Annotated in this window: 17 protein-coding genes, 1 other RNA gene and 1 pseudogene; 6 read left to right on the plus strand and 13 right to left on the minus strand. The window is 34.4% G+C overall.

Going from position 1 to position 14714, the window contains the following annotated elements:
- Positions 1-8 precede the first annotated feature (8 nt).
- The 6 genes and pseudogenes from L0Z58_RS00525 to L0Z58_RS00555 all read left to right on the plus strand — a co-directional run bounded on the left by L0Z58_RS00525 (position 9) and on the right by L0Z58_RS00555 (position 6485).
- The gene (locus tag L0Z58_RS00525; protein ID WP_010962369.1) at positions 9-269 is read left to right on the plus strand and encodes a hypothetical protein; all 261 of its coding nucleotides are present in this window, start codon (positions 9-11) and stop codon (positions 267-269) included.
- Between the two features lie 299 nt (positions 270-568).
- Positions 569-691: a hypothetical protein gene (locus tag L0Z58_RS06570; RefSeq protein ID WP_010962370.1), complete on the plus strand. Its 123-nt coding sequence runs from the start codon at positions 569-571 to the stop codon at positions 689-691.
- Between the two features lie 95 nt (positions 692-786).
- The gene (gene gyrB / locus L0Z58_RS00530; protein WP_010962371.1) at positions 787-3174 is read left to right on the plus strand and encodes a DNA topoisomerase (ATP-hydrolyzing) subunit B; all 2388 of its coding nucleotides are present in this window, start codon (positions 787-789) and stop codon (positions 3172-3174) included.
- Positions 3175-3267: 93 nt separating this feature from the next.
- Positions 3268-3525: a hypothetical protein gene (locus L0Z58_RS00535; RefSeq protein ID WP_010962372.1), complete on the plus strand. Its 258-nt coding sequence runs from the start codon at positions 3268-3270 to the stop codon at positions 3523-3525.
- A gap of 337 nt (positions 3526-3862) precedes the next feature.
- A pseudogene (locus L0Z58_RS06965) lies at positions 3863-4957 on the plus strand (IS3 family transposase).
- A 199-nt stretch (positions 4958-5156) separates the two neighbouring features.
- Complete coding sequence (locus L0Z58_RS00555; protein WP_010962373.1) at positions 5157-6485, plus strand: IS4-like element ISWen1 family transposase; 1329 nt, start codon at positions 5157-5159, stop codon at positions 6483-6485.
- 101 nt (positions 6486-6586) lie between these two features.
- On the opposite strand, the gene ispG is transcribed toward L0Z58_RS00555, so the two are convergent.
- From ispG to ssrA, 13 genes are all read right to left on the minus strand, one after another.
- Entirely contained in the window at positions 6587-7867 is a 1281-nt protein-coding gene (ispG, locus tag L0Z58_RS00560) for a flavodoxin-dependent (E)-4-hydroxy-3-methylbut-2-enyl-diphosphate synthase (RefSeq protein ID WP_010962374.1), read from the minus strand.
- Between the two features lie 25 nt (positions 7868-7892).
- Positions 7893-8513, minus strand: a complete 621-nt coding sequence (locus L0Z58_RS00565) for a TRP75-related protein (protein ID WP_022626207.1) — start codon at positions 8511-8513, stop codon at positions 7893-7895.
- Positions 8514-8766: 253 nt separating this feature from the next.
- Positions 8767-9255, minus strand: coding sequence for a hypothetical protein (locus tag L0Z58_RS00570; protein WP_010962377.1), 489 nt, complete (start codon positions 9253-9255; stop codon positions 8767-8769).
- A 155-nt stretch (positions 9256-9410) separates the two neighbouring features.
- The gene (locus L0Z58_RS00575; protein ID WP_010962378.1) at positions 9411-11525 is read right to left on the minus strand and encodes an FtsK/SpoIIIE family DNA translocase; all 2115 of its coding nucleotides are present in this window, start codon (positions 11523-11525) and stop codon (positions 9411-9413) included.
- Positions 11526-11804, minus strand: coding sequence for a YggT family protein (locus tag L0Z58_RS00580; RefSeq protein ID WP_006279515.1), 279 nt, complete (start codon positions 11802-11804; stop codon positions 11526-11528).
- Between the two features lie 171 nt (positions 11805-11975).
- Positions 11976-12251 carry a type II toxin-antitoxin system RelE family toxin gene (locus tag L0Z58_RS00585; protein ID WP_007550684.1) on the minus strand — a complete coding sequence of 92 codons (276 nt, stop codon included), beginning with the start codon at positions 12249-12251 and terminating at the stop codon, positions 11976-11978.
- Positions 12242-12463 carry a hypothetical protein gene (locus L0Z58_RS00590; RefSeq protein WP_006279415.1) on the minus strand — a complete coding sequence of 74 codons (222 nt, stop codon included), beginning with the start codon at positions 12461-12463 and terminating at the stop codon, positions 12242-12244. Before L0Z58_RS00590 ends, L0Z58_RS00585 begins: the two co-directional genes overlap by 10 nt.
- Before the next feature lie 83 nt (positions 12464-12546).
- A complete protein-coding gene (locus L0Z58_RS00595; RefSeq protein WP_010962380.1) occupies positions 12547-12858 on the minus strand; it encodes a type II toxin-antitoxin system RelE family toxin in 312 nt (103 codons plus the stop codon).
- Positions 12839-13060: a hypothetical protein gene (locus L0Z58_RS00600; RefSeq protein WP_022626208.1), complete on the minus strand. Its 222-nt coding sequence runs from the start codon at positions 13058-13060 to the stop codon at positions 12839-12841. The genes L0Z58_RS00595 and L0Z58_RS00600 overlap by 20 nt, the downstream gene beginning before the upstream one ends.
- Positions 13061-13158: 98 nt before the next feature.
- On the minus strand, positions 13159-13464 hold the full coding sequence (locus L0Z58_RS00605; protein WP_315940907.1) for a type II toxin-antitoxin system RelE family toxin: 306 nt from the start codon (positions 13462-13464) through the stop codon (positions 13159-13161).
- On the minus strand, positions 13433-13651 hold the full coding sequence (locus tag L0Z58_RS00610) for a hypothetical protein (protein ID WP_006279413.1): 219 nt from the start codon (positions 13649-13651) through the stop codon (positions 13433-13435). The genes L0Z58_RS00605 and L0Z58_RS00610 overlap by 32 nt, the downstream gene beginning before the upstream one ends.
- 200 nt (positions 13652-13851) lie before the next feature.
- A complete protein-coding gene (locus tag L0Z58_RS00615; protein WP_006279412.1) occupies positions 13852-14289 on the minus strand; it encodes a ClpXP protease specificity-enhancing factor SspB in 438 nt (145 codons plus the stop codon).
- 21 nt (positions 14290-14310) lie between these two features.
- Positions 14311-14650, minus strand: a transfer-messenger RNA (tmRNA) gene (gene ssrA, locus L0Z58_RS00620).
- Positions 14651-14714 lie beyond the last annotated feature (64 nt).

Below are 14714 nucleotides of genomic sequence, written 5' to 3' on the forward strand. Positions count from 1 at the left end.
AGTCGAGCATGCAACTGCATGAGCATTATGATTTGAGAGCAATCTCCATGGGAAGACACACACAACTGTACGAACGTTGTAGTTTGGGAGCAATTCCCACCAGTGGGGTGTCATCCCAGTGCCCAGACACTGGGATCCAGCTTCTATGCAACTTAATTAAAAACGTTTGTTTTAGCGTAAGACAACTACCTTTAGCTCATCAGCTCAGTTATAAGCAAAATTTCTGGATTCCAGTGGGCTTTGTTGCATCGCTACTTATGAAAGGCTAACTATAGTTAGGATTATAAGTAACCTATTGAAAATCTTGTTTTTTTGCAATCAATCTGATCAAATTTAAGAATAGTAATTTATTATTTACATTAATAAATTTAATTCTATTGAAAATAGCTAAAGCATTGAAATTCTTGAATTTTAGCCGGATTAGTGAGTGGTAGTGAAATTTCTTTTACTCAAATTTAGGTATTCACTGACCGTTCTTGTTATAAATACCAGAATAATAAGCTACTGATATTCTCCATCTTTTTTATCTTTAATCCATCATAGCTAGCGATGCAACAAAGCCATTCCAGTGTCAAGCACTGGAATGACATCATCTGTTGTGCAATTTACCTTCAAAAATGAATGTTCGTACAGTTATGGAAGACACATTGGAATGACACTATTTGCTGTCTTCAAAAATAAACATTCGTAAAGTTGTGCTTTTAATATGGGTTATCAGTTTAAAAATGTTGCTAATCAGCATATATGAATGTAATATTAATTAACATTCATAAACGAAGCAATACCATGGAAAATAGTTATAATGCCGATGCAATAAAAATCTTAAGGGGTCTTGATGCTGTAAGGAAACGTCCAGGTATGTACATTGGTGACACTGACGATGGATCTGGCTTGCACCACATGGTATATGAGGTTGTTGATAACGCAATAGATGAATCTTTAGCTGGGTATTGTGATAAAATTGAAGTTAGCATAAATAAAGATGGTTCAGTATCAGTAACCGACAATGGTCGTGGCATTCCAACTGACATTCATGAAGAAGAAGGAATATCAGCAGCAGAGGTAATAATGACTCAACTCCATGCTGGTGGTAAATTTGACAGCAATACCTATAAAGTTTCTGGGGGATTACATGGTGTTGGAATCTCAGTTGTGAATGCATTATCAAGCTGGTTGGAATTAATTATTTGGCGCAATAAGAAAGAACACTTTATGCGTTTTGAAGATGGTGAGTCTATTGAACCTTTAAAGGTAGTCAACGAAAATACAAACAAAAGAGGAACTAAAGTCACGTTCATGCCATCAACAGAGACTTTTAATGGCATTAATTTCAGTTACTCAACGCTTGAAAGTCGTATAAGAGAATTAGCATTTTTAAATTCAAATATCGACATTACTTTACGTGATCTGCGCAATGAACCATATACAGAATCTCATTTCAATCAGAGCAATCAATCTAAAGACAATTTTGGTACAGCAAATTTTGTGCAGTATTTAGATAAGAATAAGACACATGTAACTAAAATTGCCAGTATGAAAGGAGATGCAGAAGATCTTGGCATCAGCTTGGAAATATCGATGGAATGGAATGATTCCTACTATGAGAATATGTTGTGTTTCACTAATAATATACGGCAACGAGATGGTGGTACGCATTTGGCAGGATTTAGATCTGCACTAACTAGATGTATCAATACCTATGCAACTAATGAAGGGTTTTTAAAGAAAGCAAAAGTAAATTTAACTGGAGAGGACGTTAGAGAAGGTTTAACTTGTGTTTTATCTCTTAAGATGCCTGATCCTAAGTTTTCTTCACAAACAAAAGATAAACTAGTTAGTTCTGAAGCACGTGCAGTTGTAGAAAGTATAGTTTCTGATAAATTGAGCACAATCCTTGAAACTGATCCCAAATTGGCAGCAAGCATAGTAGAAAGAGCAATCAGGTCAGCAAAAGGAAGAGAAGCTGCAAGAAAAGCGCGCGAGCTAGTTAAAAGCAAAAACAATATTGATATTGCAACTCTGCCAGGAAAGCTTGCTGATTGTCAGGAAAAAGCTCCTGAGTTATCGGAATTATTTATAGTAGAGGGTAATTCAGCAGGTGGTACTGCAAAGCAGGGGCGTAATCGTAAAACACAAGCAGTGCTTGCCTTAAGAGGAAAAATTCTAAACGTAGAACGTGTAAGTTTAGATCGTATTTTTTCATCTGCAGAAATAGGCTCTTTAATTACTGCAATTGGTGCTGGAATAGGGAGTGAACACTTCGATATTGAAAAAGCTAGATATCATAAAATTATCATCATGACAGATGCAGATGTTGATGGTTCACATATAAGAACTTTGATTCTAACTTTCTTTTTTAGACATATGCGTGAAGTTATTGAAAAAGGTTACTTATACATAGCACAGCCACCCCTCTATAAAGTTACAAAGAATGCCAAAGACACTTATATTAAAGATGACGAAACTTTTGAAGAGTATATAATAAACTCAGCAGTTAAAAGATTAACACTAAGTGGTACAGCTACAGAATTTAACAACTTGCGCCTTATTTTGAATAAATGCGTTAGCACTTCTAATATTAGCAAAAATTATGATAGAGAAATACCACAAAATCTCTTAGAGTCATTGCTAATTTTAAGTAAAAAGAATGCTCTATCATCGGCTGATGAGATATTAAAGTATTTGAAGTTAATGTACAGCGAATACACTTGGGAAGTGGAAATAAAAGATGAAGAAAAAGAAATTCATATCTCTAAATTGTTTCAAGGATTGGCAGACAAATATATATTTGCACTTAGTATGCTTGAAGGCAAAGATATGCAAAACATATTAAGTTTGCTTGATGGTATAAGTAATTTATTTAATGGTGATTCATTTTTAAAGTCACAAGAAACTGAAATAAGAATCACTTCTCCAAGTACGCTTGCAAAAATAATAATGGACTATGGTAAAAAAGGTTTAACTCTGCAGAGATTTAAAGGTCTTGGTGAAATGAATGCTGATCAGCTATGGGATACTACGTTAAATCCTGAGGCTAGAACTTTATTAAAGGTTGAAATAAAAGATTGTGAAGAAGCTGATTCCATATTTTCAATATTAATGGGTGATATAGTTGAACCACGCCGTGATTTTATTAATAGCAATGCACTTAATGTGCATGATGTTGATATTTGAACTTTTAGCAAAATGTACGAACGTTACGGGTTTAAGCAAAGACTGTGTCATTCAAGTAGCTGACACTGGTTCCTTTATAACGGTGTCATTCCAGTGCTTGACACTGGAATCCAGGTTGCTCACAAGCAAACTAGCATAGAAAGTGGTTACAACGTTTTCGATGAGATTGCAGAAAGGCTGGATTCCAGTGTCAAGCACTGGAATGAAAGCAGTCCTACGTCATGCCGCGATTCATTCGCGGTATCTCTAGATCCCGCTAACAAGCAGCGGGATGACGGTTGTCAGGGTGTCATCCCACTACCTTCTCCTGTCATCCCAGTGCCTCCCTCCCCTGTCATCCAAGTAGCTTGACACTTGTATCTTTATGATGTGAGGCATTAGAGCTAAAATACCTCACAGGGAGGGTGAAGCTGATGCAACGCTAATGCCATTAAGGCCGAATCCCAGATTTTGCTTCCCTCCCATAGAGTTATAGCTCTTCTCATAATAATCCCAATAAGGTAAGAATGGATTTATGGTAGAGGGGTTTGTATGCCAGCAGCGTATAGTTACGACTTAAGGAAAAAAGCAATGGAAGCATTGGATGAAGGAGAAAGTAGAGCAACTGTTGCCAAGTGACCTTACCCAGAAAAAGTGGAGAGAAAGAAAGGAGTTTTTTCGGGTAAAATAAAATTTTGGAGGATTAGAAATGGCAAGAGAATATACGGCAGAATTCAAATTGGAAGCTGTTAAACTGGCAAATGAACAAAGAAAGGCAGGTCAAACAATTACAAAAATAGCAAAGGATTTAGGAATAAAGGGTGGTTTATTAGGAAAATGGATAAAGAAACACAACGAAAAAAAGTCGGCAGCAGATGCATTTCCAGGTAGAGGTAACATGGCTCCTTACGACAAAGAGAGGTTTGATTTACAAAGCAAGAGTAACAAGGGAAAGAGACATTTAAAAAAAAGCCCTGGCCAGTCAAAAAGAGTAAAATATTTTTTTATAAAAGAGCATAGTAACTGCTATAAAGTACAGGAATTATGTAGGATTTTCTGCTAGTGGCTACTATAAGTGGACCACAAGAAAAATAAGCAGTAGAGAATCAGCAAATAAAGAGCTACTCGCAGCTATTCAAAAAATATATCAAGTTTCTAAATGTAGATATGGAGCTCCTAAAATTCATGCTGAATTGAAGGCTTTGGGTAAAAGTTGCAACTTAAAAACAGTGCAAAGTATTATGCAGAAAAATGGTATTCAGGCTATATTGAGAAGAAAATTTAAAATTAAGAAACAACAAACGGACAGTAGCTCCTAATATATTAGACCAAAACTTTATTGTCGATCAACCAAATAAAGTATGGGATTACTTATATAAAAACCAAAGAAGGATGGCTATATTTGGCAACAATAATCGATCTATATTCACGCATGGTAGTTAATGAGCAGTTCAATAAATAAACAATTGGTTATGGACTCTTTATTAATGGCCGTTAACAAGCGTAAACCTGCCAAAAATCTACTATTACATAGTGATCAAGGTTCACAATATACTTCGCAAGGTTATCAATATCTCTTATCCATAAAAAACATAGATGAGTTATAAAGGTTGTTGTTACGACAATTCTGTTGTGGAAAGCTTCTTCAGTTCTCTAAAAAGGGAGTTACCAATAGACACCTCTCGGCACTCTAAACAGCATATCAAAACTGCTATATTTGAATATATAGAAATTTTTTATAACAAACAACGTCACTATTAACTATTGCATTCCTGAGCATTTTGATTCATCATTCTCTTTGTGAGAAACATTCCAAACTTTCTCTCCACTTTTTCTGGGTAAGGTCAGTCAAACCTCCATTTTTTTTATATCAATTTATTACTTTTTTTTCGGTTTGACACACTTTTTTGAACCATACGCGTCAAGTTAAGGAAATAAAGGTATGAAAGAGATAGAATAATAAGGTATAAGTTCTCCCAGAAATACTTTTAGTGAGAGAACCAATGAATAAAATAACTAGCTTATCAAAAAAGCTCAAAGAATTTTTTAATGAAAAAGCAGACAAAATCTCAATTACAACAAGGTTTATAAAAAGAAAGAGAAAGCTAAAAGGTTCATCGTTCGTAAAAGCCATGGTCTTGGGTAATATAGGGGTTGATAATTGTAGCGTAGAAACAATGTGTCAATTACTAAACGAGGACTCGATAGATATAACAAAACAAGGTTTGGATTTTAGATTTACTGAAGAAGCAGTGGAATTTATGAAAAGGATGTATAATGAATCTGTGCTTCTCTTCAAAAATATCTTGCAAGTTGATTGCAAAATCTTACAGCAATTTAATAGTGTTAAATTATTGGACAGTAGCTATATTACTCTACCTAACAGTATGGAAGAGATGTATAAAGGTTATGGTACTAGCTACAGTGGCTATGAAAGCAATACTAAGTCTGGAATAAAGTTACAATTAGTTTTCGACTACATGAATCAGATAATAGACCAACTTAATTTAACGGAGGGAGTAAGATCAGACCAGGGATATAGGAAACATTTAAGTAATATATTAAGCAATGATTTGCTAATATCTGATCTCGGTTATTTTGTGCCAAGTTCTTTTAAACAAATCAATGAAATAGGAGCTTATTTCATAAGTCGTTATAAATCCGATACCAACATATATGATGTAGAAACAAATCAAAAAATGGAGTTATTAGAATGTTTAGAGGATAAGTTATTTTTAGAAAACGAGGTATTGTTAGGAAAAGAAGCAAAAATTAGAGTAAGAATTATATGTCAGAAACTAACTGAAGAACAGTCTATGGCCAGAAGAAGGAAAGCTAATAGATTAGCAAGATCGCAGGGATATACATCCTCTAAAAGAAATCAAAAATTGTTGAACTGGTCAATATTTATAACTAATGTTCCAGAAAATAAAATTAGTGCTGAGCAAGTATTAACGATTTACAGAGTAAGGTGGCAAATTGAGTTATTATTTAAATTGTATAAAAGCCATATCAGACTTGATAAGCTAAAAGGAAAGCCATGCAGAGTATTATGTGAACTATATGCTAAATTGTGCGCAATTCTTATATTTCACGGCATAGTTGGTTGCACAGAAGTGAAAAAGAATACAGAACTTAGCTTAACAAAGGCATTTATTGAGCTAAAAAGGCGGGTTATAGAGTTATTTTTAGCACTAAAGAATAAAGTTAATAGTTTGAAAGTTTTTCTTAAAAAGCTTACCATAACTTGGTCTCGATTTTCATTAAAAGACAAGTACAGAAAAACTAGAGTATCTACCTTAACTTCCCTGAATTTACTTACAATCTCTTAACTTGACGCGTATGCTTTTTTGAACATTCCCAACGAAAAAAGAAAAACAAGGTTTAATTTTCTTTTTTATTTGCGATTTATCTATTAATTAACCGTGAAAGGTTACGTGTAATGCTTCTTCACATAATTATCAATAATTGCCTTAAATTCTTCAGAGACATTATCACCTTGTAAAGTTTTGAAATATTTGCCGTTTTTGTAGACTGCTGAAACAGGTTTTTCTCCATATCCAGGTAAGCTGATTCCCAAATTTGCGTGTTTGCTTTCTCCAGGACCATTTACTATGCATCCCATAACAGCAATGTTCATATGCTCTACACCTGGATTTTTTTTCTTCCACATCGGCATATGAGTTTTTATATAGCCATTCACCTCTTCAGTTAATATACGAAAACGATCGCTACTCGTGCGCCCACAACCAGGACATGAATTAACCTGAGGGTTAAAGTGTCGCAAGCCTATAGACTGCAATATTTCCTGACACACCACCACTTCATTAGTACGCGATTCACCAGGACGTTGAGTCAAAGAAGCCCGTATTGTATCTCCAATGCCATTTTGCAATAAATAAGTAAGCCCTGCTGCGGTATTTACCACACCTTTATTGCCCATACCAGCCTCAGTTAAACCCAAATGCAGCGCATAATTGGAAGATTTTGCAAGTGCCATATAAACTAAAATTAAATCTTGTACTTTGCTAACTTTACATGAAATGATTATTTTGTTTGAATTTAGACCAATTTCTTCAGCTTTTTTTGCACTATCAAGAGCAGACATTACAAGTGCTTTGCGCAGTATAACATCAGAAGGCCTTGAATTACTAAGCGAAGAGTTTTCATCCATCAATTTTTGCAAAAGGTATTTATCAAGACTACCCCAATTTACCCCAATTCTAACCGGAAGATCGTGCATTATTGCATACTCTATCACCCTTTCAAACTTCTCATCACGTTTGTCGCCAAAGCCTATATTGCCTGGATTGATTCTAATTTTACCCAGCATTTTGATGTTGTCTGGATAATCTTGAACTAATTTATCTAGCTCATATTGACCGCAGCCTACCAATATTTTACCGTCAAAACCTTCTTTATTTATCTCTTCTACTATATAAGGTATTGCTCTTGCTACCTCCTCTGAGTTCAAGGCAATTCGCACCAATTCTGAACCTGTACGCGCTAGTTCTGTTATCTCTTTTGCATAATGTTTTGCGCTACTTTTTATATTATCAGCATCTATATGCACGCCAAGCGCCATAGATTGTACAACTACAGGATTATTTCCGCCTATCTTTACTTTTCCAACTTCTACAACATGAGTTTTGTGCCTGGAAATCTGCGATAATTCACATGTATTATCATTCAATATCAGGTCTTTATCTAGCATATTATTAATGGCCAATATTGTGATACTATTTTACTGTGTCAGCTACACTGCCAAATGAACTTGAACCATTCAAACTATAAGCATCTACGTTATCCAAATTAGCAATAGAATCATGTGAGCACGTTCTTCTTGATGGAGTTTCTTTTATAGTGGCATTTATAGGAGAAACTTTCTTTTTTCGTGTTGAAGTAACTTTCTTCTCTTCTTGTTGTTCACTTTCATGCTGCTTATTTTCATACTGGAAAACTGACTCTTGATCTATAAATACAGCACCCCTTAAACGTGCGATATTAATACCATGCTGATTTATCATAGTGCTCTCTTCATCGTCGACTATGCAAGCTTCCATGTCATTTGGCTCATTATCAAGATTAGCAATTTTTTTCTCTTTTAATTTTTTGATTAGATCTTCTTTATTTATAGCTCGATCTTGTAATTTTTTTTTCTTGAGCAATTCCCTACGCTTCTCATACAGTTTATATGACTCAGCAAAATCCTCATCTGTATGAAAGTTTGCACCACCAGGGTTACCAGGAGGTATGTATCTCTTACTGAGCTTAGATTTAGCTTCAGCACTATGCACAGTAAAAAAGCTAGAAACCAAAAACATTAATATAAATAAAATTTTAGAAAAAACCCTAAGCATATGGTGCTATAGTAAATATCGTGTTTTAAAAGATAGCAATTAACAAACTTTAAGTAAACCAGAATCTTTACTAACTTTACAATACAAATATTTTTCTAAAAAGTGATATGTTTGCTATCAAAAAAACCTACGCAGACTAAGAGAAGAGTAAGGTGTTACAAGTTGCGTAACACCTTTTCAAGAAAAGTGTTATGCAGCTATATGTTTGCAACTTTTAAGTTATTCTGTAGTTTTTCAGTACCATCGGTAGTATCTACATTATTAAGTTTTGCGTCTGGCGTATCTTTAGATAAGTCGTTTTTTTCTCTTTATCAAGCTTAACTCCCTGATAGATACAGAATGCAACAAAACTAGTTATTGCTATTGCGGCAACAGCACTGACTATGATACAAATTGCCATTATTTTTTGTTGATCTGCTACTGCCTCTGCAAGTGTTTCCACTTTTTCTTGCAGGCCGTTTAAGTGCTCTTGCATAGCTTGAAACTGCTTAGTACCAATCTTGTCTTCTAATGCACTAAAAACTTTTTCAAACTGCTCAACATCTATCTTTTGAGCTTCTTGCCATTCTTTTAATGCACTAAATACCTCTTCAAACTGTTTAGCATCTATCTTTTGAGCTTCTTGCCATTCTTTTAATGCACCAAAAACTTTTTCAAACTGCTCAGCATCAATTTGTTGACTTTCCTGCAATGCTGTTATATCTGACTCATCAAAGCCAAGTACCCATTTAGTTATACCCATTTTTAACCCCCTAGTTAATTAATATATTATAATTTTACATTCCAAATGTTTAAATTATTATTAAATCAATTGTCATTATGTATTGATCTTTTAATAATTTCGTTTGACTTGCTTTTTGAAAGTGCGAAAACTTAAATTAAGGTATTACAAGATTGTTATTCAACCAATATCTCTCTTTTCCCTGAGTAATTTGGAGCGCTGACAATACCTTCCTTTTCCATTCTTTCAACGATGTTTGCTGCTCTGTTATAGCCTATTCTAAGCTGCCTTTGAATGTAACTGGTTGAAACTTTTTGATCTCTTTGAATGATGGCCACTGCTTGGTTATAGAGGTCATTTTCTTCATCCTCCGTTTCATCGTGTGACTCTGTAGAAGAATTTTCATCTTCTTTAGTGATTTCCTCCATGTAGTTTGGCTCACCTTGCATTTTCAGATGATCAACTATATCTTGCACCTCATTATCACTTACAAATGGGCCGTGAACTCGAATGATCTTACCACCAGAGGCCATATAGAGCATGTCACCCATGCCGAGCAATTGTTCAGCCCCTTGTTCGCCAAGTATTGTACGGCTATCTATCTTAGAAGTAACAGCAAAACTGATTCTCGTTGGAAAGTTCGCCTTTATCACACCTGTGATCACATCCACAGATGGGCGTTGTGTTGCCATTATGATGTGTATTCCTGCAGCACGAGCCATCTGAGCTAAGCGTTGAATAGAGCACTCTATTTCTTTGCCGGCAACAAGCATCAAATCTGCCATTTCATCCACGATCACTACAATATACGGAAATGTTTCCATCTTGATTGGTATTTTTTCAAACAGAGGTTTGCCTGTTGTTGAGTTAAAGCCAATCTGCACAACGCGCTCCAATTCTATTCCACTATTCATCGCTTCTGTGATTCTTTGGTTATAGTTTATTACATTGCGCACATTTAAATAGGACATCATGCGATAGCGATTTTCCATTTCTTTCACTATCCACTTAAGAGCGACTACAGCCTTTTTTGGCTCTGTTACCACTGGCGTTATTAGATGCGGTATTGCATCATATATTGAAAGCTCAAGCATTTTTGGGTCGATCATTATCATCTTACATTCATCAGGACTTAATCGATAAACGAGTGAAAGAATCATAGTGTTAATCGCAACTGATTTACCAGATCCTGTGGTTCCAGCAACGAGCAAGTGGGGCATTTTAGTTAGATCTGCAATAACTGGTTTTCCACTTATTTCTTTGCCAAGCGCAATTGGGAGATTTAAGTTTGCATTTTGGTATTCTGGGGATTCAAGCAAATCACGCAGCATTACAATTTCCCGTTCCTTGTTCGGCAACTCTATTCCCATAGCATTTTGCCCACGAATTATTGAAATACGTGCAGAGAGTGCACTCATCGAACGTGCAATGTCATCTGCAAGGCCAATTACTCTTGCAGATTTCGTGCCAGCTTGTGGTTCAAGTTTGTACAAAGTCACAACCGGCCCATAGCATACACTGATAATTTTTCCTTGCACGCCAAAATCACTCAGGACTTGTTCCAGCAGAGATAAATTTTTATTGCTCTCCATTTCATTTAGCTGTTTTCTCTGCAAAGACTCTTCTGCTTTAGAAAGTAAATGGATACTTGGAAACTTAAACTCACTTAAAACCTCCTCGGTAGCTTTTTTCTGTCTTTCTTTTGGTTGTTGTTTAGTAGTGATTTTAGTTCTATGTTTTTCTTCTACTACTAATGGTGCAATTGAATACTCAGTAGTTTTATGTGATCTGAAGAATGGAACATTTACAAATAAGCAAGCTATTTTTTTACATAAGAAGAATAGAGAGTAAATTGTTCTCTTCCAACCAACAGATCCTACAAGACCTATTGATGTTACTATCACAAATATATAAAACGGGCAGTTATTAATTAGTGCATTCCCTATTATTCCACTGTGTCTGTACCTTGCAGTGATGCCTAGCGAAAGTTGTGGTAGTATAGCACATATCCCTAAATTGATTAATATTAAATAGAGAATTTTTAGCAGCCTTTTTGATGGCCTGAAGATCAACAAGTAAACTATGGTTGTAGCTATTGTAACACTAGTTAATCCAAGAAATTGAACCAATATATCAGCTAAATATGAACTTACTATTCCACCTAAATTTGTCACTTCCTCATTTGTAGCTGTGTTTAAGGAAGGATCTTTATAGTTATAGCTAAAAACTGATATATATATATATATTAAAAGGGATAGATATATTGCTGATTTTAGATATTTTTTTAACATCTACCTAAAGTAGTAAGCTACTGTATATTTTACAAAGTGAATTGTTATTAGCAATATCATTATAGATAAATCTAATCCGTTGAACGGTGGTATATATCTTCTAATAATCTTTAGTGGTGGATATGTCAATTGGTTCAAGATGTGCATTATGCTACTGACAGTTTCATTATATATGTTCACCATATTAAGTTTAACCAGCCAGTTTAGGACAACCCAACATATTAGAATGAAGCTATAAAGATCAAGTAACGTATTGAGTAGATATATGATTGGATGCATACATATCTATTACACGAAAGTTATATAAAAGACAAGTATTTAGCCTTTTCAAACTCAAAATGTTGTTTTTGCTGAACCAAAAAAAACTTCATTTTTTGAGCTGCGCAAAGCCACCTAAAGTAGAGAATGGACAAGGAAGGAGGGGTGTATAATATATATTAATGTTGATATTTATTTCTTATAAATATCATCTCTATGTCCTATCTCTGTGATAGTTACTATATGATCTAATTGATTTACTCTGTAAATTACACGATAGTCACCAACTCTTAGCCTTCTACATCCTTTTAAGTTATGATGTAGTGGTTCACCAAAATTTATTGGGTCAACTGTAAGACGTTCTTTTATAGCCTTTTGAACTCTTAGCCTTATTATCTTTGGAAGGTTTGGTAAATCTTTTTCAACAACACTCTTTAGAGACTTAACCTTGTAACGCTCTAATCCCACTTAATATCTTCAAAATCAACTGTTTCTGCACCTTCAACATCACGCTCATCAGAAATTTTAGATACTAAAAAATCCTCCATTTCAAGCTCAACTGCTTCTCTAAATAGTTTTCCTGCTAATTCTTGAACGGGCTGTTTAGTAAATTCAGATAATTCAGCAAGATGCTTTAAAGTTTCTTCGCTAAGAGCTATGTTAATGCCTGAATTTGCCATATGTTTTACCAAAGTCCACTAATAATTATACAACATTTTTTTTAATTTTTCAATAAAGAAAGGAGTGGTGTATAAAAATATATTTAATGTTTCAGTAGGTCCAATATTGCCTGCTTGTAAATATTGTCCCTGTGTCCTATTGAAACAATAATTACTATACGTTTTACAGTATTTACACGGTAGACAATACGATAATCATCAGCAACTTTTATTCTTCTATGTTCCTTTAATCTCTTGCGTAGCAACACACCGTTACCAATAGGATCAGTCTCAAGATACTCTTTTATTGCATCTTTAATACTTGGCTTTACATCTTCCGGCAAGGAAGGCAAATTTCTTTTAAGAACATGCTTTAGATATTTAATGGTGTATTGCTTATTTCCAGATGTCTTCACTATCCTCTACTTCTTCTGCATCATCAGAATTTAACTCCCTAATAATTTTGGAAAATGCAATATCTTCCGCTTCAAGTTCGATTGCTTCCTTGACTAGCTTTTCTGTTAATTTTTGAACAGACTGCTTGGTGGCTCTAGCTAGTTCAACAAGATGCTGCGAAGTTTCTGGGTGGAAAGTTACACTAACTTTTGAATTTACCATCAGTTTTACCAAAGTCTACTACTATAGCTATTTTACAACATTTTTTTTAATTTTTCAATAAAGGAAGGAGGGCTGTATAAAAATATATTTAATGTTTATCAAGTAGCCTTCTCATAAATGGTGTCTCTATGTCCTGCTGTAGCAACAAATACCTTATGTTTTGCAATATTTACAGTATAAATAATTCGATAATCACTAACCCTTATTCTTCTATACCCTTTTAGCCTGCCACGTAATGGTTTACCAAATTTAATTGGATCAGTTGTAAACCGCTCGTTTATCGCTTTTGTAATCCTTGATCTTATTGTTTTTGGAAGATTTAGAAAATCTCTTTCAGTAAAGTTTTTTGAGTAGACAATATCGTATTTCAGTTTATGTCCTCTCCCTTTCAGATAGTACTGTATTCCAGTCTACATCCTCACATTCCTTAATAGTTTTATATAACGCAATATCTTCTACTTCGCACTCGATTCCTTCGATGACTAACCTTTTTGCTAGTTCTTGAACGGATTCCTTGGTGATTTCAGCTAACTTAGTAAGGTTATGTGAAGTTTTTGGGTCAAAAGTTATACTAATTCCTGAATCTGTCATATGTTTTACCAAAGTCTACTAATAATTATACAACATTTTTCTGAATTTTTCAATAAAGGAAGTTGATGATATGTAAGAAAAATTTTGCCACCTGCGTTAATAAATAATTAAAGATTTAGCATATTTATCTACCCTCTATTCTATTACTTAAGTTAGACCACTTTTTTCTATTAATATTTTTTGTTTATAAAGATGAGCAGTTACTCATCACGCAGTTGATCTATGGATATAATACTACCGTTTGATAGTTTTTCAGTACATTTTTCACTTTTGTATTCTTTATCAGAGTCGATACTGATTTTGTCAAATATTAAAACATCTCCTGAAATTTTATCACGAAACTCACTAATAGCAAAAAACGGTATAGTAATTCGCTCTTGTTTTCCTTGAAAACTCAAACTGACGCTAAATTTATCCTCAGAAACTTTTAAATCATAGAATTGATGCTGTAATATAATAAGCATTTGAGTAGGGTATGACTTTTTCAAACGATCTGGCATGGTCACACCATTAAAATATGTGAAAAATAATATTTCTAAGTGAGGGATAAAACCATTACCTGATATAACATCTAAAGTCTTTTTGATAACTTGAAACTTAGCAGAATTAAGCAGTTTTTTGTAATCTGTTTGCTCCATATAACTTTCACATACGTAAATTTTGGGGAACTTCTGTTACCCGGCGTTCCCTGAACCGTGCTTATAGCAATGAAGTTATAGTGCTTAAATTAAGCAGCTATTGCGTCGACATTGTCTTCAGCAGCAAAATTATCGTTTGCATTTAAATTATGAACTCTTAGCGGTGGTGTCTAACCGAGCAAAGCTACCATCTTTACTATGCATGTCGATCCTTATTCGTCCCCACATAAATTAAAAAACATGGTGGAGACGCCGAGTACTGCCCTCGGGTCCAATACACCTATTACAAGGTAATTTTATTGCTATAGTACACAAAATGTACATAGCTATTATATAGCAACATTAAATAAATGTCAAGATATTATGACCTTAAGTTGATTTATTGCTAAAACAAAATTAATATTTCCAGTAAAAAATTCTGTGCT

Source organism: Wolbachia endosymbiont of Aedes aegypti (genome assembly GCF_021496215.1).
GTDB classification, from domain to species: Bacteria; Pseudomonadota; Alphaproteobacteria; order Rickettsiales; family Anaplasmataceae; genus Wolbachia; species Wolbachia pipientis.